The 21,415-nt window shown below is 64.9% G+C and carries 21 protein-coding genes and 1 tRNA gene; 5 read left to right on the forward strand and 17 right to left on the reverse strand.

Features of this window, described 5'->3' with window-relative positions; genetic code table 11:
- Positions 1–57: 57 nt before the first annotated feature.
- The 3 genes from ACEN8U_RS17850 to ACEN8U_RS17860 all read right to left on the reverse strand — a co-directional run bounded on the left by ACEN8U_RS17850 (position 58) and on the right by ACEN8U_RS17860 (position 2,167).
- Complete coding sequence (locus tag ACEN8U_RS17850) at positions 58–621, reverse strand: YggT family protein (RefSeq protein WP_013589336.1); 564 nt, start codon at positions 619–621, stop codon at positions 58–60.
- A 215-nt stretch (positions 622–836) separates the two neighbouring features.
- Positions 837–1,157 carry an EthD family reductase gene (locus ACEN8U_RS17855; protein ID WP_013340239.1) on the reverse strand — a complete coding sequence of 107 codons (321 nt, stop codon included), beginning with the start codon at positions 1,155–1,157 and terminating at the stop codon, positions 837–839.
- A gap of 77 nt (positions 1,158–1,234) precedes the next feature.
- Positions 1,235–2,167: a Rossmann-like and DUF2520 domain-containing protein gene (locus ACEN8U_RS17860; protein ID WP_015003551.1), complete on the reverse strand. Its 933-nt coding sequence runs from the start codon at positions 2,165–2,167 to the stop codon at positions 1,235–1,237.
- Between the two features lie 781 nt (positions 2,168–2,948).
- Between ACEN8U_RS17860 and ACEN8U_RS17865 the strand changes: the two genes are divergently transcribed.
- Both ACEN8U_RS17865 and ACEN8U_RS17870 read left to right on the forward strand, forming a co-directional pair.
- The gene (locus ACEN8U_RS17865) at positions 2,949–3,251 is read left to right on the forward strand and encodes a hypothetical protein (RefSeq protein ID WP_013589333.1); all 303 of its coding nucleotides are present in this window, start codon (positions 2,949–2,951) and stop codon (positions 3,249–3,251) included.
- A gap of 169 nt (positions 3,252–3,420) precedes the next feature.
- Positions 3,421–4,395, forward strand: coding sequence for a threo-3-hydroxy-L-aspartate ammonia-lyase (locus ACEN8U_RS17870; RefSeq protein ID WP_015003550.1), 975 nt, complete (start codon positions 3,421–3,423; stop codon positions 4,393–4,395).
- Between the two features lie 93 nt (positions 4,396–4,488).
- On the opposite strand, the gene ACEN8U_RS17875 is transcribed toward ACEN8U_RS17870, so the two are convergent.
- Together ACEN8U_RS17875 and ACEN8U_RS17880 are read right to left on the reverse strand one after the other, a co-directional pair.
- Positions 4,489–5,196: a LysE family translocator gene (locus ACEN8U_RS17875; protein WP_015003549.1), complete on the reverse strand. Its 708-nt coding sequence runs from the start codon at positions 5,194–5,196 to the stop codon at positions 4,489–4,491.
- A gap of 46 nt (positions 5,197–5,242) precedes the next feature.
- The gene (locus ACEN8U_RS17880; protein ID WP_015003548.1) at positions 5,243–6,811 is read right to left on the reverse strand and encodes a UbiD family decarboxylase; all 1,569 of its coding nucleotides are present in this window, start codon (positions 6,809–6,811) and stop codon (positions 5,243–5,245) included.
- Between the two features lie 602 nt (positions 6,812–7,413).
- On the opposite strand from ACEN8U_RS17880, the gene ACEN8U_RS17885 reads away from it, so the two are divergent.
- Positions 7,414–8,619: a lytic transglycosylase domain-containing protein gene (locus ACEN8U_RS17885; RefSeq protein WP_015003547.1), complete on the forward strand. Its 1,206-nt coding sequence runs from the start codon at positions 7,414–7,416 to the stop codon at positions 8,617–8,619.
- A gap of 222 nt (positions 8,620–8,841) precedes the next feature.
- On the opposite strand, the gene ACEN8U_RS17890 is transcribed toward ACEN8U_RS17885, so the two are convergent.
- From ACEN8U_RS17890 to ACEN8U_RS17925, 8 genes are all read right to left on the reverse strand, one after another.
- Positions 8,842–10,038, reverse strand: coding sequence for a pyridoxal phosphate-dependent aminotransferase (locus ACEN8U_RS17890; protein ID WP_041745704.1), 1,197 nt, complete (start codon positions 10,036–10,038; stop codon positions 8,842–8,844).
- 216 nt (positions 10,039–10,254) lie between these two features.
- Positions 10,255–10,689 (reverse strand): transcription antitermination factor NusB, encoded by a 435-nt coding sequence (nusB, locus tag ACEN8U_RS17895; RefSeq protein ID WP_013589327.1) that lies wholly within the window; start codon positions 10,687–10,689, stop codon positions 10,255–10,257.
- Positions 10,686–11,192 carry a 6,7-dimethyl-8-ribityllumazine synthase gene (ribH, locus tag ACEN8U_RS17900; RefSeq protein WP_015003545.1) on the reverse strand — a complete coding sequence of 169 codons (507 nt, stop codon included), beginning with the start codon at positions 11,190–11,192 and terminating at the stop codon, positions 10,686–10,688. Before ribH ends, nusB begins: the two co-directional genes overlap by 4 nt.
- Before the next feature lie 54 nt (positions 11,193–11,246).
- Positions 11,247–12,377: a bifunctional 3,4-dihydroxy-2-butanone-4-phosphate synthase/GTP cyclohydrolase II gene (ribBA, locus tag ACEN8U_RS17905; protein ID WP_015003544.1), complete on the reverse strand. Its 1,131-nt coding sequence runs from the start codon at positions 12,375–12,377 to the stop codon at positions 11,247–11,249.
- 234 nt (positions 12,378–12,611) lie between these two features.
- The gene (locus ACEN8U_RS17910) at positions 12,612–13,226 is read right to left on the reverse strand and encodes a riboflavin synthase (RefSeq protein ID WP_015003543.1); all 615 of its coding nucleotides are present in this window, start codon (positions 13,224–13,226) and stop codon (positions 12,612–12,614) included.
- 15 nt (positions 13,227–13,241) lie between these two features.
- Complete coding sequence (gene ribD, locus ACEN8U_RS17915; protein ID WP_015003542.1) at positions 13,242–14,399, reverse strand: bifunctional diaminohydroxyphosphoribosylaminopyrimidine deaminase/5-amino-6-(5-phosphoribosylamino)uracil reductase RibD; 1,158 nt, start codon at positions 14,397–14,399, stop codon at positions 13,242–13,244.
- 62 nt (positions 14,400–14,461) lie between these two features.
- Entirely contained in the window at positions 14,462–15,745 is a 1,284-nt protein-coding gene (gene hemL, locus ACEN8U_RS17920) for a glutamate-1-semialdehyde 2,1-aminomutase (RefSeq protein WP_015003541.1), read from the reverse strand.
- 119 nt (positions 15,746–15,864) lie between these two features.
- Positions 15,865–16,431, reverse strand: coding sequence for a hypothetical protein (locus ACEN8U_RS17925; RefSeq protein WP_015003540.1), 567 nt, complete (start codon positions 16,429–16,431; stop codon positions 15,865–15,867).
- 259 nt (positions 16,432–16,690) lie between these two features.
- On the opposite strand from ACEN8U_RS17925, the gene ACEN8U_RS17930 reads away from it, so the two are divergent.
- Together ACEN8U_RS17930 and ACEN8U_RS17935 are read left to right on the forward strand one after the other, a co-directional pair.
- Positions 16,691–17,911, forward strand: coding sequence for a Bcr/CflA family multidrug efflux MFS transporter (locus ACEN8U_RS17930; protein WP_175126327.1), 1,221 nt, complete (start codon positions 16,691–16,693; stop codon positions 17,909–17,911).
- 177 nt (positions 17,912–18,088) lie between these two features.
- Positions 18,089–18,319: a hypothetical protein gene (locus tag ACEN8U_RS17935; RefSeq protein WP_013589320.1), complete on the forward strand. Its 231-nt coding sequence runs from the start codon at positions 18,089–18,091 to the stop codon at positions 18,317–18,319.
- Positions 18,320–18,462: 143 nt separating this feature from the next.
- Here ACEN8U_RS17935 and ACEN8U_RS17940 read toward each other — a convergent pair.
- The 4 genes from ACEN8U_RS17940 to rph form a co-directional block, all read right to left on the reverse strand.
- Positions 18,463–18,552: transfer RNA gene (locus ACEN8U_RS17940), tRNA-Ser, on the reverse strand.
- A gap of 55 nt (positions 18,553–18,607) precedes the next feature.
- Positions 18,608–19,837 (reverse strand): radical SAM family heme chaperone HemW, encoded by a 1,230-nt coding sequence (gene hemW / locus ACEN8U_RS17945; protein ID WP_015003539.1) that lies wholly within the window; start codon positions 19,835–19,837, stop codon positions 18,608–18,610.
- Complete coding sequence (rdgB, locus tag ACEN8U_RS17950) at positions 19,834–20,466, reverse strand: RdgB/HAM1 family non-canonical purine NTP pyrophosphatase (RefSeq protein WP_015003538.1); 633 nt, start codon at positions 20,464–20,466, stop codon at positions 19,834–19,836. The genes hemW and rdgB overlap by 4 nt, the downstream gene beginning before the upstream one ends.
- Positions 20,459–21,199 (reverse strand): ribonuclease PH, encoded by a 741-nt coding sequence (gene rph, locus ACEN8U_RS17955; RefSeq protein WP_015003537.1) that lies wholly within the window; start codon positions 21,197–21,199, stop codon positions 20,459–20,461. Before rph ends, rdgB begins: the two co-directional genes overlap by 8 nt.
- Positions 21,200–21,415: the final 216 nt, after the last annotated feature.

Consider the following 21,415-nt stretch of genomic DNA (forward strand, 5'->3'; position numbering starts at 1 on the left):
GGCAAGCGCAAATCGCGCCGCCGCTCTTCGTCATCCGCAAGCTCCCGCCGAGCCGCCTCAGATCACAAAATACGTCAGCTGAACCGCGGCACGCGTCACCACCATCAAGAGAACCTGCACGATCACAAAAAGAAGAATCGGCGAAAGGTCAATGCCGCCAAGTTGCGGCACGACGCGTCGCAGCGGGTTCAGAAACGGCGCGGTGAGCTGATACAGAATCGGCATGGCCGGCGAGCGCGGATTGAGCCACGACAGCAGCGCCATCAGGATCGTCATCCAGATAATCAGGTTCAGTGCCCACTTGATCACCGTCAGCACCGCGACGATCAGCAGCGTCGGCAGCAACGTGAGCGGATCAGCGCCCGTCAGCACCACCATCAGGACGACGTAGATGATCGCAGCGATCAGCGCCGCGACGAGGCTCGCCCAGTCGATGCTGCGCGTGCTCGGCAAAATGCGCCGCAGCGGCAGAACAATCCAGTTGGTAGCTTGCAGGACCGCGTTAGTGACGGGGTTGTACGGCGGCATGCGCACGACCTGGAGCCACGCGCGCAGCAGCAGCGCCGCGCCGAACAGCGTGAAGACGGTATTAAGCAGAAAACGGGCGATATCGCCAAACATCTCGTGTCCTTATGCTTCTAATGGCGGCCGGTGAACGGCCTGGCGCCGGCGCTTTCGGTCGTGCGCGCGACGGTTTGTCATGTCGCATACGCCGCCCATACGGCCGCATGCATTGCGAAGTGGTCGAGGCAGTCGCGTGGCGCAGCCCTGCGGCCATGTTCCGCGCGCGGCAAGGCACAGAGCCGTGCCGCACGGTCCACCTCGACCGCGTGTCGCTACACGGAAACCTTGATCTCGCTAATAAGAATGGCGCCGTTGCCGCCGTCGGTGTAATTCGGGATGTCGGCAAGGAGTCGCTCGGACGCGGGCTTGAAGACCTTGTAGAAGTCGTCGGTGCTATCGAACAGGAAGTGGCCCGCAGCCACATACGGCGGCGGCGTGCCCGGCGGCCCCGCGTTGATGCCGACGTCGACCGACCAGCCCTTCAGCGACGGCCCGAACAGCTCTGCCGCGAGCGGCATGTGCGTGGCGCAGTAATAGTCCACGTCGAAGTGGCCGTTTTCCCGGTACGGATAGAGGATGCTGACCTTGATCATTGTGCGTTCTCGTCTGTTGGTCCCGAAGCGAGGCGCCGGCGGATTGCGCGCGGCGCCGGACGTCACATTATCACGGCTTACTTCACGCTTGCACCTGCTGCCGCCTGATTGAGCGAGCGGCCCAACGATTCTTCCACGGCCTCGGCGATGCTGTCGATCGCGGCGGGCGGCGTGGCACGGCGCTGCGCCAGCGCGACCGCGCGCCGCGACAGCAAGCCGTACAGCGCGGCATGATCGCCGCCCAGACTCTCGAACAGCGCCAGCTGCTTCTGCACGACACCGGTGTCGCCGCGCGACACCGGGCCGGCGAGCGCGTTCGACAGACCCTTGTCGCGAGCGGTCTGGATGGTGCCGGCGAGCATCGGCAAAAGCGCGCGCAGCGCGTCGTCTTCGGCGAAACCGAGCGTGCGCCACAGCGCGACGCATTCGGCGAGGCTGCACAGCGCGAAGCTCGCCGCATAGTGCGCGGCGCCGTGGTACAGCATGCGGCCGCCCGGCGGGATCGACAGCGGATGACAGCGCAGCGCGACGGCCAGCGCAGTCAGCGTGTCCTTGAGCGCGCCGTCGGCCTCGATCGTCACCGAACAGCCGGCAATACGTTCGAGGTCGGTCGCCTCGCCGCCAAAGAGGTAAAGCGGGTGAAAGCCGCCGATCGACGCGCCCTGGTCGCGCGCGGGCGCGAGCAGTTCCACCGGCGACGCGCCGCTGCAGTGCACGAGCGACTTGCCGTGAGCGCCGTCCGGGCCGAACCGCAGTGTGTGCGCTGACGTACCGATGCTGTCGTCGGGAACCGCTAAAAAGACCACGTCGGCACGCTCGACCACCTGCTGCGGGTCGTTGAGCGCGGCGCAGCCGGGAATCTGGTCGGCGAGCCGGTCGGCGGATGCCGGCGTGCGGCTCGCCACCGCCGTCACGGGATAGCCTGCGTGAGAGAAGCCGAGCGCGAGGCAGCGCGCGAGCCGGCCCGCGCCGATAAAGCCGACGCGGGGCAGAGAAGTAGGCTGGGACATGTGGACGGGCTCCGGACGGGGGCTTGGACGGGAAAGCAGCAGTATCGCCCATTGGCCGGCACCTGGCGCAACTCGTGCAGCAGTCGTCAGATGAGTGGGCCGACGATATGGCGCGCGCTGCCGTTCATGGCGCCGAGCCGGCCCCACGGGCTTGAAAACTGCTCACAATTTCCCCATGGCCGACGAGGCCGTGGCTGTTTCATGGGTATTCGCTTCGAAATTTCGCAATCGAACTCGGGGAGGTGGTCACGATGAACATTTTTTCTTACCGGAAGCACCTGCGATTTCTGACGCACGCGCAGCGGCGTCGCTGGTGGGACCAGAAAAAACGTCTCAGCCCGCGCGTACGGATTAGCGTCGCGTACGTTCCGCCGAATGTGTCGCGCGAATTTGCGTATGTAAAAGTCGGCTGAACCGACACCCACCTCAGACGAGACGAAGCCCGGCCTGTGCCGGGCTTTTTATTGACTGTTGCGCGGCGCCGTCAGCATCGAAGCTAATTTGTAATTAAAGATTACCAAGGCTGCGTCCGTTGAAGGGGCATGGCTTGAAATGGGCGGTCAGGCGCACCCCGTAGCCGCGTAATCGCCTGATTCTGTGCGACGTTCAGGCCTTTCCCGCCACGCCTGGAAAGGACCCCCAGCGGGCGTTCCTTTTCGTTGATTGCAATTTGCTACAAATGCGAACAGCGACACGTGGGCTTTTTAGATAAATTTGTCTACGTAGCATGCAAAGGCATGCGAAGACGGCGACCTTGAGTGGGCCGCGCCAGGAGAACAAAGTGAAAAAGATCGTCCCGTTTGTTGTTGCTGCCGCATTGGGCGTGGGGCTTGCCTCCGTCGCAGAGGCGCATGTGTCTGTCGGCATCGGTATCGGGGTGCCGGTCGCGCCGGCGTACCCGGTTTACGCGGCGCCTCCGCCGGTGTATTACCCGCCCCCGCCGCCTGTGGTGTATGCCCCGCCGCCGGTGGTCTATGCGCCGGCGCCCGTCGTGGTGGGTGGCTACTATGGTTATGGCCGCCCGTATTATCACCATGGCTATTACCGCGGCTACGGCTACGGGCACGGCTACTACCGGCGCTAAGCGGCGCGGCTCGTCACTCCAAACCTGATGAACGGCGTAACGCCGGCTTGATCGCCGGGTTACGCCGTTTTGTTTATGGTTGCATCGCGTGGGTTCTGGCCACGTTCCAAACCGGCGGCGAAGCTGGGAGAATGTCCGTCTCACCCACCGCTTCCGGAGACCCCCGCCAATGCAGCCGACGCACCCTCTGCCCGCTCCCACTTTCGACGACGTACTCGACGCCGCCGTGCGCCTCGACGGTGTGGCGCATCGCACGCCGGTGTTGACCTCGAGCACGTTCAACGAGCGGACCGGCGCGTCGGTGTTCTTCAAGTGCGAGAACTTTCAGCGAATGGGCGCCTTCAAGTTTCGCGGCGCCTATAACGCGATTTCCCATTTCGACGCGGAGCAGCGCAACACCGGCGTGCTGACCTATTCGTCCGGCAATCATGCACAGGCCATTGCGCTGTCGGCGCGCCTTGCCGGCATTCGCGCGACGATCATCATGCCGCACGATGCGCCCGCGGCCAAAGTCGCTGCCACCAAAGGCTACGGCGGCGAAGTCATCACCTACGACCGCTACAAGGAAAGCCGCGAGGAGATCGGACGGCGGCTGGCTGACGAGCGGGGCATGACGCTGATTCCGCCCTATGACCATCCGCATGTCATCGCGGGGCAGGGCACCGCGGTGAAGGAGCTGATCGACGAAACCGGTCCCCTCGACATGCTGTTCGTGTGTCTTGGCGGCGGCGGGTTGATTGGCGGCAGCGCGTTGTCGGCGGCGGCGCTGAGTCCGGATTGCACGGTTATCGGCATCGAGCCGCAAGCGGGCAATGACGGTCAGCAATCGCTCGCGCGCGGCGAGGTGGTCCACATCGAAACGCCGCGCACCATTGCCGATGGCGCGGCTTCCACGCATTTGGGCGATTACACGTTTGCGATCATCCGCAAGCTCGTCGCGCGAATTGAAACCGTCACCGACGCGCAGTTGATCGAGACGATGCGCTTTTTCGCTCAACGCATGAAGATGGTGGTCGAGCCGACCGGCTGCCTCGCGGCGGCGGCCGTGCTGAACGGCGTGCTGCCCGTGAAGGGCAAGCGCGTGGGCGTGGTGGTGAGCGGCGGCAACGTCGATCTGGACAAGCTCGCGCAGTATCTCGCGTGACCTTTGTTGTGTGATATGGCCTCGCGGCGCACGAACCGCCTTGATGGCGTTTGCAGAAATGGCCCGCTCGTATTGCCGATGCGGGCTTTTTTGTCAGCTCGCCGTTTGCGTCGCAGTTTGCCCGGCCGGCGAATGCTGCACGGTTTGCAGAATCAGATCGCGGTAGCCGTTGACGATCACGCTATACGAGAAGTAGGCGAACAGTAGCGCCGACAGCACATGGCAGGCGCGCAGCAAACCGCTGCCGGCGCGCTTGCGCCCATGGCTACCGAGTCCGCAGATGAACACGGTCCAGCACAGGCCACCAAGAAAGAAGCCGCCCAGAAACACAGGGGCCGTTGCCGCGCTCGTTGCCCCGGCCTTGGCGATCAGCGCGCCGCCCACCGCGGCGAACCACAGAATGGCCGACGGCGACGACACCGCCAGCAACACGCCGCGCACGAAGCCGCGCCACGCGGACAGGTGCGGCGCGTTCGCGTCGGCTTCTCCGGCGACGGGCGGCGCCGACGCGGGGAACATGGCCTCCCGGGCCATCTTCCACGTGAGAAACAGCAGAATGGCCGCCCCGCCGATCCACACGACCCAGCGCACCGACTCGAATTGCAGCAGCGCGGCCATGCCCGCCAGCGCGAGCGCTGCGTAAATCAGATCGCCGACACACGAACCGAGGCCGAGCCAGAAGCCAGGTTTGAAGCCGTGCGAGAGCGCGAGAGAAATCATCGCGACGTTCACGAGGCCGATGTCCAGACACAGCGACAACGACAGGAAAAATCCGTCGGACATCATCGAAAGGGCATGCATCCGCGCAACTGCTCCGTCAATTTTGTTATTCGGTGAGGCGCGGCGTTCAGAGGCCCAGCTCGTTCCACAAACTGTCGATTCGCTGCTTGACTGCCGCGTCCATCTCGATGGGCCGGCCCCATTCGCGGTCGGTTTCGCCGGGCCACTTGTTGGTCGCGTCGAGTCCCATTTTCGAGCCGAGCCCTGCGACCGGCGACGCGAAGTCGAGGTAATCGATCGGCGTGCGGTCGACAAGCACCGTATCGCGCGTCGGGTCGACGCGGGTCGTGATCGCCCAGATCACTTCTTTCCAGTCGCGGATGTTGATGTCCTCGTCGACCACGACAATGAACTTCGTATACATGAACTGCCGCAGGAAGCTCCAGACGCCGAACATCACGCGCTTGGCATGGCCGGCGTAGCTCTTCTTCATCTGCACGATGGCCATACGGTAACTGCAGCCTTCGGGCGGCAGATAGAAGTCGGTGATTTCGGTGAACTGCTTTTGCAGCAACGGCACGAACACCTCGTTGAGCGCCACGCCGAGCACGGCGGGCTCGTCCGGCGGTTTGCCCGTGTAGGTGGAGTGATAGATCGCGTCGCGGCGCATCGTGATGCGCTCGACGGTGAACACCGGAAACCACTCCTGTTCGTTGTAGTAGCCGGTATGGTCGCCGTAAGGGCCCTCCAGCGCGTGCTCGTAAGCTGCAGACGCGCCCCGGGCCGGCCGCGGCGGCGCGCCCGCGGGGGCAGGCGCGGATGCGCCTTGCTGCGGGTAGATAAAGCCTTCGAGCACGATCTCCGCGCGCGCCGGCACCTGCAAGCTGTCGACCCCGGGCGTGAGGCATCGGGCGAGTTCGGTTCGTCCGCCGCGCAGCAGACCGGCAAACTGGTATTCGGAGAGCGTGTCGGGCACCGGCGTGACTGCCCCGAGGATGGTGGCCGGATCCGCGCCCAGCACGACGGCGACCGGATACGGTTTGCCCGGATTCTTCAGCGCGAATTCGCGGAAATCGAGTGCGCCGCCGCGGTGCGCGAGCCAGCGCATGATCAGCTTGTTGCGCGCAATCAGCTGCTGGCGGTAGATGCCGAGATTTTGTCGGCTCTTGTTCGGGCCTTTTGTGACGGTCAGGCCCCACGTGATGAGCGGGCCGGCGTCGCCCGGCCAGCAGGTCTGGATGGGCAGCTTTTCGAGATCAACGTCGTTGCCTTCCCAGACGATTTCCTGACAGGGTGGCGCGCTCACGGTTTTTGGCGCCATGTCCCACACCGCCTTCGCGAGCGAGAAGAGCTTGCCCGCGTCCTTGAGACCTTTGGGCGGTTCCGGCTCCTTCAGCGCCGACAGCAACCGGCCGACGTCGCGCAGCGATTCGAGCGCGGCACCGTCGCCTTCGCCGGCCTGCGCGTCGATACCCATGCCGAGCGCCACGCGGCGCGGCGTGCCGAACAGATTCCCGAGCACCGGGAACGCATGCCGCTCCTGGTTCTCAAACAGCAGGGCCGGCCCGCCGGCGCGCAGTACGCGGTCGCACAGCTCGGTCATTTCGAGCACGGGCGAGACCTTTTGCGAGATACGGCGCAGTTCGCCGATTGTCTCGAGGCGGCCGACGAAGTCGCGCAAATCTTTGTATTTCATCTGTTGCTGTTCAGTGCCGCAAGCGGCGAGGAAGAAACGGCGCCACGCTATTGCAGGTGCCAAACCGATTGTCGATTTTACCTGCGTTGGCTAGCACACGTAGATCGGCCGAATGGGCTAAGACAAGCCAACGCTGCCAAATCGCCGCCAAAGCGCTTGCGGCGGTGCTTGAGGCGGTCCGGAGCGCCTCTTTTATTACAATTAGTTATACATTTGCCTGTTTGTAGTGTTGACGATCTATAAAACCGTGCCCTAGAATCCGTCCACATTGGTTGCAGGGCGTGAACCTTTTACCACCGCCCCCGGTCCCATCTGACGCAACGCGTCACCGCTTACCGAAGCCCTGCACGGTATTCGTCGGTCTTATTGAAGTCCTCGCCAGCGCCTACTGACGCTGGTTTTTCGCGTGGGAGCCCCCGCCGCATGCTTTTCGCATGCCGCGGACCGCTTTGAGGTTGGCTCCCCACAAACGGTATTTGCCGTTTTCCCGACGTCGCTGCTGCCCTCACCAGACAGAGCGCGCGATGTCTTGACTCTGCGAATGTGTGTTACCGCCTGTTTGTTCAGCGGAATTCGCGGATCATGCAACATGGGAGATCTGAATGAACGCCTGGTTATCGTGGCGTCCGGATGAACGTATCGCGCAGGTCGTGCGCGGTGCAGTGCGCCGTGGGACGCAATTGAGTCATCACCTGTTCAGCATTGTCGGCGGCATTGCCGTCGTGCTGGCCATCGCGCTGTGGCTGATGCCGACGTGGCGCGGCACGCTCGCGGCCAAGCTCATGCCCGTGCTTTCCGCGGCCGTGCAGGCCGGACCCGCGCGCCTGCTGCAGGGTAACCCGCTGCCGTCTTTCGCGCCGCCGGGGCATACCTCGTCGGGCGAAACGCTGTCGTCCACTACCAGCGGCGCGAACGGCGCCGACGTGGCGAACGGCACGAACAACGCCGGCGTGAGCGTCAGCAACACGAGTTACGACGGGGCGTTCGACGGCAGCGGCTCGGCCGGCATGGGCATCGCGGCGCTCAACGGTCTCGACCCGCGCACCATGCAAAGCGTCTCGGCGTTGGCCCGGCTGATTCCGGCGCAACGCGTTTCCGCCGACGCACGCGACGACCGCGTGCTCGTCTCGTCGCGTGAGCAGGCGCTCGTCGCGTCGTACCTGGCCCGCCGCTATCGCGTCGCTCAGGAGCCCGTCAGCGAGCTTGTGAAGGCGGCGTTCGACACCGGCCGGGAAGTCGGCCTCGACCCGCTGCTGCTGCTGTCGGTCATGGCGATCGAATCCGGCTTCAACCCGTATGCCGAGAGCGGGGTGGGCGCCCAAGGTCTGATGCAGGTCATGTCCAAGGTCCATTCGGACAAATTCCAGTATTTCGGCGGCGAGAGCGCGGCGCTCGAACCGCTCGCGAACATCAAGGTCGGCGCGCTGGTCCTGAAGGACTGCATTGCCCGCGGCGGCTCGCTGCCGGGCGGTTTGCGTCTGTATGTCGGGTCCACGTCGCAGGACGATGGCGGCTACGGCGCCAAGGTGATGGCCGAGCGCGGGCGTCTGCGTGACGTCGCGCGGGGCCGCAAGGTGCCCATCAATGCTCCGCAGGCTCCGGTCGTGACGGCATCGAACAACGCGTCGTCTTCGTCCGCGTCGGCTGCTGCAAACGGCAACAACGGCAAGCGCGTGCAGGTCACGCTGGAAGGAAGCCATCCTTTGAGCGCCGCCGCGTCGCCGGCCCATACGCCGGTTTCCGAACAGGACGATGCCAGCGTGAATGCTCCCAAGCACGTGGCTTCGAGCGCCGAGCTGGGCGCGTGAGCGTTTGGCCGGCGCAATATAGATGGCCGGAAGCCGAAGCTACAAAAAAGGACACCCTCGGGTGTCCTTTTTTTCGTCTGCGGGTCTGGTTTGCCATTGAGGTTTTCACTGGCGCCTTAGCGCCGGTGAAACGCGCGCCAGCACCAGTGCAGCACAGATGGGCACCAGGCCGGCGACGCGGCGGCGGATCAATCGGCCGCCGGGCGCTCCCGCTGCCAGGCCCTAGTGCCGCCCGAACAGCCGCCCGAGGCGCTCAACCGCCTCCTCCAGCTTCGGATACGCGGTGGCGTACGAGAGCCGGATATATTGCTTCGGCGCATGGGTGCCGAAATCCATGCCCGGCACGAGCACCACGCCGGCTTCGTGCAGCATCGCCTTGGTGAGCGCGGAGCTGTCGCCGGCGGCAGGGTGATTGACGGTTCCGCAGTCCGCGTAGACATAGAACGCCCCGTCGGGCATGACGGGCACCGCAAAGCCCAGCGACTCCAGCGCCGGCGCAATGAAATCCCGACGCCGCTTGAATTCCAGGCGGCGCGCTTCGTAGGTGGCAATGGTTTGCGGTTCGAAGCACGCGAGCGCCGCGTGCTGCGCCAGCGCGGACGCGCAGATAAAGAGGTTCTGCGCCAGCTTCTCGAACGCGCTCACCATGCCTGGCGGCACGACGAGCCAGCCGAGGCGCCAGCCTGTCATGTTGAAGTACTTCGAGAAGCTGTTGACGGTGATCACGTCGTCGCCATACGACAGCGCCGACACCGGCTTCGCGTCGTAGCTCAGGCCCTGGTAGATTTCGTCGACGATCGTAAAGCCGCCGCGCGAGCGCACCGTCTTCACAATGCGTTCGAGTTCGGCCGGCTCGATCGATGTGCCGGTCGGGTTGGACGGCGACGCGAGCAGCACGCCGCGCGTGCGCTCGTTCCAGAGCCGTTCGACGTCGGCGGCAGTCAGCTGGAAGCGCTCGGCGGGACCGCTCGGCACCATGACGGGCTTGCCTTCGGCCGCGATCACGAAGTGGCGGTTGCACGGGTAGCACGGGTCGGGCATCAGCACTTCGTCGTCGCGGTCCACCAGTGCCGCACACGCGAGCAGAAGTGCCGCCGACGCGCCCGCCGTCACGACGATGCGCGCGGGATCCAAGTCGACGCCGTAGACGCTGGCGTAATGCGCCGAGATCGCTTCACGCAACGCGTGGAGGCCGACGGCGCTCGTGTATTGGGTCACGCCGCGGCGCAGCGCGGTGGCGGCCGCCTCGATGACCGGTTCCGGCGCGGTGAAGTCGGGCTCGCCGATCCCCATGTGAATGATGTCCCGCCCATCGCGCTCGAGAAGCGCGGCCTCCTTGGCCAGCTCCATCACGTAGAAAGGCTGGATGGAGTCGACGCGAGCGGCAAGCCGCACAAGAGGTTCGGTCACGGAGTTCATACGGTTAAATCCAGTCCAGAAGCAGAAACGGGCTGCGCTTCGCGCATTTGTTGATGCGCGCGGCGCAGTCCTCACAGCGATGCATTCGCGCGGTAGCCGAGGTGACTGCCGTGCGGCGCGAACGTAGCGGGCGCGAATCGTCGAACCGCGCAAAAATACGCGGCTGTACGCAACACGCGCGCACCACGCACCACACACCGCCCCGCAGGCTCGTGCCTAGCGCTTGCGAGCCGCTTCCGTCTCGGTCACGCGCAGCTTGGCCGCCAGCTTGTCCAGCACGCCGTTCACGTACTTGTAGCCGTCCGCGCCGCCAAACGTCTTGGCGAGTTCCACGGCTTCGTTGATCACCACGCGGTACGGAATGTCGATGTGATTCTTCAGTTCAAATGCGGCGACCAGCAGCACTGCGCGTTCGACCGGCGAAAGCTGGTCGATCGGACGGTCCAGACACGGTGCGATATCGGCGGACAGCGCCTCCGAATCGCGGATCACGCCGTGCAGAATCGCGTCCAAATGCTCATGGTCTGCTTTGTCGAAGCCCTGCGCGCCGCGCAGTTGCGCGTCGATTTCACCGCCGGGCGAACCCGACAGCAGCCACTGATAAAGCCCCTGCGTGGCCAGTTCGCGGGAGCGTCGGCGTGCGCTCTTCATGCCTCTTCCTCTTCTTCGTCTTCTTCTTCGTCGTCGCCGCCCAGTTGCTCGAGCGCGACTGCGAGATTCGCCATTTCGACGGCCACGCGCGCCGCGTCACGGCCTTTTTCGGTCATGCGGGCGACGGCTTGTTCGTCGTTTTCCGTGGTCAACACGGCGTTGGCGACGGGGATGCCGAAGTCGAGGCCGATGCGCGTGATGCCGGCACCGCTTTCGTTCGACACCAGTTCGAAGTGATACGTTTCGCCGCGAATGACGGCGCCTAGCGCGATGAGCGCGTCGAACTGGGCGCTTTCGGCGAGCTTTTGCAGTGCGAGCGGGATTTCCAGCGCGCCCGGCACGGTGACGAGCAGCACGTCTTCGCCCGCCACGCCGAGGCGTTCCAGCTCTTCGATGCACGAGTCCGCGAGACCGTTGCAAACGGGTTCGTTAAAGCGCGCCTGGACGATGCCGATGCGCAGTCCGTCGCCGTCGAGGTTCGGTTGGTATTGTCCGATTTCCATGTTGATTCCGTAGTGTTTGAGTGGGCGCGAGGCGCGTGAATGATCGGATCAGCCTTATTGCGGAGTCTGCGTGGTGCCGCCGGGCATCGGCACGAAGCCGGTGACTTCGAGGCCGTAGCCCGACATGCTGCCCAGCTTGCGCGGGTTCGACAGCACCTGCATCTTGCCCACGCCGAGCTCGCGCAAAATCTGCGCGCCGATGCCGTAGGTCTTGAAGTCGACGGGCCGGCGCTTCAGCGCGTCTGCTTTTTCCTTTGAATCGAACGCCTTGAACACGTCGATCAGATGTTCTTTCGAGTCGCCGCAGTTGAGCAGCACGATCACGCCGAGTTCGCGCGAGGCGATTTCCTTCATGGCTGCGTCGAGTGTCCACGAATGCGTGGACTCGCCGACTTCGAGCAGATCCAGCACCGACAGCGGCTCATGCACGCGCACCGGCGTCTCCTGGTCGGGCGTGGGCGTGCCGCGCACGAGCGCGATGTGCGGCTGGCCGCTCGGCTGGTCGAGGTACATGACCGCGCGGAACGCGCCGTGCGCGGTTTGCATGGTGCGCTCGCATATGCGCTCCACAATCGATTCGGTGCGGCTGCGATAGTGGATCAGGTCCGCGATCGTGCCGACCTTCAGATCGTGTTGCTTCGCGAATTCCATCAGGTCGGGCAGGCGGGCCATGGTGCCGTCGTCGTTGATGACTTCGCAGATCACCGCAGCCGGCGTCAGGCCGGCGAGCGCCGTAAGGTCGCAACCCGCCTCGGTGTGGCCGGCGCGCACGAGCACGCCGCCCGGCTGGGCCATGATCGGAAACACGTGTCCCGGCTGCACGATGTGCTCGGCCTTCGCTTCCGGCGCGACCGCCGTGGCGATCGTGCGGGCGCGGTCGGCGGCCGAAATGCCGGTGGTCACGCCTTCGGCTGCTTCAATGCTGACCGTGAAAGCGGTTCCGTACTGCGTGCCGTTGCGGTACGTCATGAGCGGCAGGTTGAGCAGCTTGCAGCGTTCCTGCGTAAGCGTCAGACAGATCAGGCCGCGGCCGTAGCGGGCCATGAAGTTGATCGCTTCCGGCGTGACGAATTCGGCGGCGAGCACGAGGTCGCCCTCGTTTTCGCGATCTTCTTCGTCGACGAGGATCACCATACGGCCGGCTTTGAGTTCGGCGATGATCTCTGGAGTGGAGGCGAGCGTCATGGTGGCGAGTTTTTCGGGAAAGCGCGTATTTTACGCCACGCGCGGTGCCAAGTCCCCTCCGCCGGATGGCATAGCCCGTTTGGCCGACTGGTGATCGCTGTCAGCCCTTGCTATCCTCGGCCAAACGATGAATGCATGAACTGGCGGAAGCGCTAAGGTGCCGCTGATAAGCGCGGCGGCGCCGGCTTTGCTTTTTGTTGCCGCCTTAAAGGACACCGCTACCGGGTGCAGCGCTTATTTCGGGGCGTTGAGCATCCGCTCCACATACCGCGCAATCAGATCGATTTCCAGATTCACCGGCGTGCCCGCACGCAGATGCTTGAGCGCGGTGACTTCCACCGTGTGCGGAATCAGATTGATCGAGAACTCGCAGCCGTCGTCGCGATCTTTAACCGAGTTGACGGTGAGACTCACGCCGTTGACAGTGATTGAACCCTTGTATGCGAGATAGCGGCCAATCTCGCGCGGCGCCAGCACGCGCAGTTCGTGCGACTCGCCGACGGGCGCGAAATGGGTCACGATGCCCAAACCGTCCACGTGACCGGAGACGATGTGGCCGCCCAGCCGGTCGTGCGCGCGCAGCGCTTTTTCCAGGTTGACTTCGCCCACTTCGCTGAGGCCCGCCGTGCGGTTCAGGCTTTCGCGGGACACGTCGACCTCGAACGAATGGTCCGTTTTCGCGACCACGGTCATGCACGCGCCCTGAATGGTGATGCTGTCGCCGAGCTGCACGTCGGCGAGATCGAGCCCGCCGGCCTCAACGTTCAGGCGCACGCCCGCGTCGCCGTTCGTGCCGAGCGGCTTGACCGACTCGATGCGGCCCACTGCCGCGACGATTCCTGTGAACATCGTACTTATCCTTGATCAAAACGAAACGGGTAGGGACGCCGCGTCGGACCCGGGTGCAGCGCCGCCCGTTGGCACGAAGCGCGCGAGAATCCGCAGATCGTCGCCGATCCGCTCGACGTTGTGAAACGCAAGCTTGACGCGGCCTTCCAGTGTTGCCGGCGCGCTCAGATTGAACATGCTCATGGAGTCGTTGCCGAGCAGGCTGGGCGCGAGGTACACCAGCAATTCGTCGACGCAGCCTTCGCGCAACAGCGAGCCGTTCAGCTTGTAGCCGGCCTCTACGTGCAGCTCGTTCACCTGGCGCTCGCCAAGCACCTTCAACATGGCGGGCAGGTCGACCTTGCCCGCTGCGTTGGCCATTTCGACGATCTCCGCGCCGCGATTGCGCAACGCCTGCACGCGTTCGCTGTGCCGCTCGTCCAGATTGCCGCAGAAAATCAGCGTGGGTGCGCCGGCGAGAATCTGCGCCTGCGGAGAAACTTCCAGCTGGCTGTCGATCAGCACGCGTTGCGGCTGGCGCGACGTGTCGACGGCGCGCACGGTCATGCGCGGATCGTCTTCCCTGACGGTGCCGATGCCGGTCAAAATCGCCGACGCGCGGGCGCGCCAGGCATGGCCGTCGGCACGCGCCGCTTCACCGGTGATCCACTGGCTGACGCCCGAAGGCAGGCCGGTGCGGCCATCGAGCGACGCGGCCACTTTCATGCGCACCCATGGCCGGCCGCGCGTCATGCGCGACACGAAGCCGATGTTCAACTCCTGCGCTTCATTGGCGAGCAGCCCGCAGCGCACTTCGATGCCGGCGTCGCGCAACATCGCGAGGCCGCGGCCGGACACCTGCGGGTTCGGGTCTTCCATGGCGGCGACCACGCGCGCGACCTGCGCTTCGATCAGCGCGTTCGCGCACGGCGGCGTGCGGCCGAAATGGCTGCACGGTTCGAGTGTGACGTAGACGGTTGCGCCGCGCAGATCGTGACCGCGCGAGCGCGCGTCTTTCATTGCGCGGATCTCGGCATGGTCCTGGCCGGCCGGCTGCGTGAATCCTTCGCCGATCACCTCGCCGTTCTGGACGATCACGCAACCCACGCGCGGATTGGGGTCGGTGGTGTACATGCCGCGCTTCGCAAGCGCGAGCGCGCGTTCCATGTGGACGAAGTCGGTTTGCGAGAACATCGTGTCGGGTGGGTACGGTGACTGGGCGTGGGCGGTTGCGGTGAGCGCTTGCGGCGAGTGCGTCAGGCGCTCAGCGACGCGAACGCGCCGCGCGCCGCTTCGATCGTGGCGTCGACGATGGCGTCGTCGTGAGCCATCGAAACGAAGCCCGCCTCATACGCGGAGGGCGCGAAGTACACGCCCGCGTCGAGCATCTTGTGAAAGAACGCGTTAAAGCGCGGCACGTCGCTTTTCGTGACTTGCGCGAAACTGGCCGGAATCGACTCGGTGAAGTAGAGCCCGAACATGCCGCCGAGCGAATCGGCCGAGAATGGCACATTGGCTTCGCGCGCGACCTGCGCAAGCCCTTGCGCGAGTCGGGCGGTGCGGGCGGCAAGCGTCTCGTAGAAGCCCGGCGCCTGAATCAGTTGCAGCGTTTTCAGGCCCGCGGCGACCGCGATCGGATTGCCCGACAGCGTGCCGGCCTGGTAGACGCCGCCGAGCGGCGCGAGGTGGGCCATGATGTCGCGCCGCCCGCCGAAGGCCGCGGCCGGCATGCCGCCGCCGATCACCTTGCCGAGGCAAGTGAGGTCCGGCGTGATGCCGTAGACCTGCTGTGCGCCGCCGAGCGCGACCCGGAAGCCGCACATGACTTCGTCGAAAATCAGTACGGAGCCGTATTCGGTGCACAGGCGCCGCAATGCTTGCAGGAACTCGGGTGTTGCGCGCACGAGGTTCATGTTGCCTGCCACCGGCTCGACGATCACGGAGGCGATTTCGTTGCCGAAGGCCTTGAACGCCTCTTCGAGCGCCGCGACGTTGTTGTATTCGAGCACCGTGGTGTGCTTGGCGATGTCGACCGGCACACCTGCCGAGGTGGGATTGCCGAACGTCAGCAGGCCCGAGCCGGCTTTCACGAGCAGGCTGTCGGCATGGCCGTGATAGCAGCCTTCGAACTTGACGATGCGGCTGCGGTTCGTGAAGCCGCGCGCGAGACGCAGGGCGCTCATGGTCGCTTCCGTGCCGCTCGAAACCATCCGCACCTGTTCGATTGACGGCACGAGCTTGCAGATTTCCTCCGCGATTTCGATCTCGGATTCGGTGGGCGCGCCGAACGAGAAGCCGTTGGCGAGCACACGCTGCACCGCTTCGAGCACCTCGGGGTGCACGTGGCCGAGAATCATCGGGCCCCATGAGCCGATGTAGTCGATGTAGCGCTGGCCGTCGGCGTCCCAGAAGTAGGGCCCTTGTGCGCGCTCGATAAAGCGCGGCGTGCCGCCGACCGAGCGGAACGCGCGCACAGGCGAATTGACGCCGCCGGGAATGGTGCGTTGCGCGCGGTCGAAGAGGGTTTGGTTTTTGGACATGGCAATGACGGAATGGGGTTGCGCGGCGGCGCGGTTTGCGCGGCGCCGGTAGGTGAGGAAATTGTACCGGAGTCGGTGCGAACGGGTTTTGCGCGCGGGCGTGGCATTCGAGCGCGTTTTCAGCGCTCCGGTGGGCGTTTGCCCGCGGGTGTCTTTGCCGACGGCGCGCGGGCCTCTGCAGCCGCCGCATGTGCCGACCCTTTACTTGAACGCACCGGGCCCGCTGGCGCCCCTAGGGCGGGCGGCTTACGTTTGCCGGTCAGTTCGGCCCAGCGCTTTTCGAGCGCGCCTTCCGCAATCGGTTTGATCACCGTGCCCGAGCTCTGCGCGTCCCATGTCTGGACCGAAAATGGATGCGCGCGCAACGAGTCGCGAGGAATCACCACCTGCTGATGGGCGTCGACGAGCCAGTCGTACACGAAGTCGATGCACAGGCGGTAGCCGCGCTTTGTCGCCGGATCCGGAACTTCGTACGGCGCCCGCGTTACATAGCCTGAGCCGAAGATGCCCTTCGGTTCCATGGCGACGCGATGCAGAAACACCCGATCGCCGGGCAGAATGCCGCGGGCGAATCCGCAGCCCCAGACGTCGGCCACGGCGATGCCCGTTGCAACGCGTCGGGCCACGTCGGGCAACTCGGGCCACGGCCATTTTTTGGGGCTCCAGATCAGCAGGAATGCAGTCATTGCAATGTTGCAGGGGGAGGTCGGGACGGGGCGCCGCTTTCTTATCTGCGCGCGACGCCGAGCGCTTCACGCGGCAGCTTAACCGATCAGCGACGTGCTTGCCGCAAGGCTGGGTCCAATTCCCATGCCCGGCGCCGTTTCTCTTGCGCGCGACGCGGCGGCCGCTGTCAGCGTCGCGTACAATCGACCGGGTCAATGCCGGCCCTTCGTCTCACCGCGCGCCGCTTTGCCGAAAGACGCGCGCTTCACCTGGATTCCCATGTCTCATGTCACCGGACGCCGGCCAGATGGCCGGCTGATTCTGTTGCTCGGCGCGCTCGCCGCCTGCGGGCCGATTTCGATCGACATGTATCTGCCGAGCTTGCCCACCATCGCGCAGGCGTTCGCGATCGGCACGAGCGCGGCACAAACCACGCTCACCAGTTTCATGTTCGGCTTTTCGATCGGCATGCTGCTTTATGGCCCGCTGTCGGATACGTATGGCCGCCGGCCGGTGCTGCTCGGCGGCATCATCATGTATGCACTGGCGAGCATTGCCTGCACGCTGTCGTTCTCGATCGGCGCGCTCGTGACGTTCCGCTTCGTGCAGGCGCTTGGGGCCGGCGCCGCATCCGTGCTGGCTCGCGCCATTGCGCGCGATGCCCACCGTCCGACCGACGCGGCCCGGGTGCTGTCGATGCTCGCCATCGTCACGTCGATCGGGCCGTTGCTCGCGCCGCTGATCGGCGGGCAACTGCTGCTGCTCGGCGGCTGGCGCGTCGTCTTTGTCGCGCTGACGCTGTTCGGCACCGCGTGCGCAGTGACCGCGTTCCTCAGGGTGCCGGAAACCTGGCCGCGCGAGAAGCGCGCGCACTCGGCGCTGCTGAAGTCGTTTGCTGCCTATGGCCGCTTGTTGCGCGACCCGGTTGCCTGGGGGCACATGCTGTGCGGCGGCATGGCGTTCGCGTCGATGTTCGCGTACATCACGGCCACGCCGTTCGTCTACATCGAATATTTTCACGTGTCGGCGCAGCACTATGGCTTCCTGTTCGCGCTGAACATCGTCGGCATCATGTTCGGCAATTTCATGAACACGCGGCTCGTCGGTCAGCTCGGGTCGTTGCCGATCATTTCTTTCGCGGCCACCGTGAGTTGCATCGCGTCGCTGTTCGTGTGCCTTGTCTCGCTGACGGGGTGGGGCGGCTTGTGGTCGATCGTGGCGGGCCTGTTTTTCGTCGTCGGCGTGGTGGGCTTGCTGTCGGCCAATTGCACTACGGATCTGATGCATCGCTATCCGGTGAACGCGGGCGCGGCGGCCGCCGTGTTCGGCGCGGTGCAACTGGCGCTCGGCGCGCTGTCGAGCCTCGCCGTCGGCCTGTGGCCGGACGGCTCGCCCAAGGGCATGGGGATCGTGGTGGGCGTGGCGGGATCGCTGTGTTATGTCGGGCGCATTCTGGTCGTCAGATGGCACGGGACGAAGGCGCCGGTGGCTGTCGCTTGAAGTCGTCGCCAACGGCGGCGGCTGCCTGACGGCCGCGTGGGGCCGTCGGCCGCGCAGCGCGGCCCGCGCGGCGGCGCGCGCCGCATCTACCGGAAAACACCAGGTGTTGCGCGCACGCGACCTTGCGTGTGAATTTGCATTGCTATGATGAGGTCACTGTTCCTCGGAGCGGCAATCATGGCGATCAGAGATTTGATGAACGGCGAGCGGCAACATGCGGCTTTCGCCGAAGCGCAGAAGCTGGCCGACAGCGGCGCCTATCACGATTACACGGACATCGAATACGTCTTGCGCTTTGATTATGGCTTGACCGATGTATCGTCGCTGCTCGACAGCCAGTTGATGCATCGCGACCTCAACCGGCGTTGCGCCGATGCGCGCGAGAGGCTCGAAGCGGTGAGTGTCTGACGAAGTCGTCGGGCGCCTGTTTCGAGGCGGCGCGTGGCTAGCAGCGCTACGCCGTAGTAGCCCAGCCGCGACTAGTCGCGACTAGCCGCCGAGGCCAGAAACGAAAAATGGGCCGTGCGGCCCATGTTCGTATTGAAGGAATCTGGCGGAGGCGGTGAGATTCGAACTCACGGAAGGATCACTCCTTCGCCGGTTTTCAAGACCGGTGCCTTAAACCACTCGGCCACACCTCCAAGCCGCAAATTGTAACCTGAAAAGACGCCGCTGCGGCGCGATGTACGTCCGCATTCACTGCGGATCTTTCAGAAAGAGCGCCTGCAGATCGTTCAGAAACGCCTGGCCAAGCGGCGTCGGCGCAATCTTTTCGTGGTCGCGCGTGATGAGTTTGCGGCGCTCCGCTTCCTGCAGAGCCGGTTCGACGGAGGTCATCGGCAAACCCGTGCGTTCGATGAACCGGTGCACCGGAAAGCCTTCCACCAGCCGCAGCGCATTCAGCATGAATTCGAACGGCAGGTCGCGCGCGCTCACCTCATGCTCTTCCTGCACCGCCGAGCCGGCTTTCGCCTGCTCGATGAACGTGGCCGGATGCTTGTAGCGCGCCTGCCGCAGCACGCGGTTCGGAAACGACAGCTTCGTATGCGCGCCCGCGCCAATGCCGAGATAATCGCCAAAGCGCCAGTAGTTGAGGTTGTGTTTGCTCTGCCGATGCGGCTTCGCATACGCCGACACTTCATAGCGCCCATAACCCGCCGCCGACGTGCGCTCGTGAATCCAGTCCTGCATGTCGGCGGAGGCGTCGTCGTCCGGCAAGGCGGGCGGGAATTTCGCAAACAGCGTGTTGGGTTCGAGCGTGAGGTGATACAGCGAAAGATGCGGCGGCGCGAACGACAACGCGGTCTCCACATCCGCCTGGCATTCGGCGAGCGTTTGCCGCGGAAGCGCGAACATCAGGTCGAGGTTGAAATTGTCGAACGTGTTCGCGGCGACCTCCACGGCACGACGCGCCTGCGTCGAATCATGAATCCGGCCGAGCGCTTTCAGATGCGCTTCATTGAAACTCTGAATGCCCACCGACAGGCGGTTCACGCCGCTTGCGCGAAACTGCGCGAACTTCGCGGCTTCGAAGGTGCCGGGGTTGGCCTCGAGCGTGATTTCCGCGTCGGCGTCGAGCGGCAGCAGCGCGCGAATATCCGACAGCATGCGGTCGAGCCCCGCCGCGGACAGCAGGCTCGGCGTACCCCCGCCAATAAACACCGTATGCACCTGCCGGCCCCACACGAGCGGCAGCGCCATCTCCAGGTCGGCGCGCAGCGCGTCCAGATAATCGTTCTCGGGGAAAGTCTCACCTTTCCACTCATGCGAGTTGAAATCGCAGTACGGACACTTGCGCACGCACCACGGAAAATGCACGTACAGCGAGAGCGGCGGCAACGACGTCAGGCGGATGCTGCCCGGCGACGTGAATGCCTTGATGACGCCGTTGCCGACGTCGGCGGGCGTCGGTTTGATCGGAATCACGCTTCCTCCGTCAGACGCGCGAGCAGGTGGCGCAGCGCAATCGCGCGATGGCTGCTGGCGTTCTTCACCGCCGGTTCGAGCTCCGCCGCGCTCGCGTTCAGCGACGGCAAGAAGAAGTACGGATCGTAGCCAAAGCCGTGCGAGCCGCGCGGCGCATCCAGCATCTCTCCACGCCAGCGACCTTCGGCGATCAGCGGCTCGGGGTCGTCTGCGTGACGCACGAGCGCGAGCACGCAGTAGTAGTACGCGCGCCGATCGGTTTGGCCTTGCAGCGCCGACACGAGCCGCGCGTTGTTGGCGGCGTCGCTTTTTTCGCCGCCGGCGAGTTGAGCGTAACGCGCCGAATAAACGCCCGGCGCGCCGCGCAGCGCCCGCACACAGAGGCCCGAATCGTCGGCGAGGGCGGGCAGGCCGGTCAGCTTCGCGGCATGACGCGCCTTCGCCAAAGCGTTTTCAACGAAGGTGGGATGCGGCTCTTCCGCTTCGGGCACGCCGAGTTCGCCTTGCGCAATCAATTCGATGCCGGCCGCGCCGAGCAGCGCCGCGAACTCGCGCAACTTGCCCGCGTTGTTCGACGCGAGCACGACTTTGTTCAACGGCGCGCCATGACGTTCGCGAACTTCACTCACCTCGATACTCCAATGCCGCTTTCTGCTTGGCGATCAACGTCGCGATGCCGTGGCTCGCCAGATCGAGCAGCGCGTTCATTTCGTCGCGCGAGAAAGGCGCGCCCTCGGCGGTGCCCTGAATTTCGACGAAGCCGCCCGCGCCGGTCATCACCACATTCATGTCGGTGTCGCATTGCGAGTCTTCGTCGTAGTCGAGGTCGAGCACCGGCACGCCGTCATACACGCCGACCGAGATCGCCGCGACGAAATCGCTGATAGGCGAGCTTTCGATGCGGCCCGCCGCCAGCAATTTGCTCACGGCATCGTGCGCGGCGACGAACGCGCCGGTGATGCTGGCCGTGCGCGTGCCGCCGTCCGCCTGGATGACGTCGCAGTCGATATGCAGCGTGCGCGCGCCCAGTTTCTCGAGGTCGAACACGGAACGCAGCGCGCGCCCGATCAGACGTTGGATTTCCTGCGTGCGCCCAGTCTGCTTGCCGCGCGCGGCTTCGCGGTCGCTGCGCGTGTGCGTGGCGCGCGGCAGCATGCCGTATTCGGCGGTGAGCCAGCCCTGGCCGCGATCGCGCAGAAACGACGGCACGGTCTCCGCGATGCTCGCGGTGCAGATCACCTTGGTGTCGCCGAATTCGACCAGCACCGAGCCCTCCGCGTGCTTCGTGTAGTGGCGCGTGATGCGCACGTCGCGCAGTTGATCGGCAAGGCGCCCGCTCGGGCGTTGAGTGGTGTCGGTCATAGTGGATTCGGTGAGGAAGAATGCAGGAGGGGAAAGCACGATTTTACAGCCGATCGCGCGAGCCAGGCGTCCGGCGGCCAGCCGCGTCGGCTGTGGCTCTACAAGGGGTCTCATCGCCAAAAATGGGATAATGCGTGTTCACCGCCTCGCGTCTCGTACACGCCGGGCGATTCGACTCTTCGGCTGGCGCCTCGCGCGCGGCCACCATCGCGAGAA

It is taken from the genome of Paraburkholderia phenoliruptrix, from assembly GCF_047325075.1.
Lineage (GTDB): Bacteria > Pseudomonadota > Gammaproteobacteria > Burkholderiales > Burkholderiaceae > Paraburkholderia > Paraburkholderia phenoliruptrix.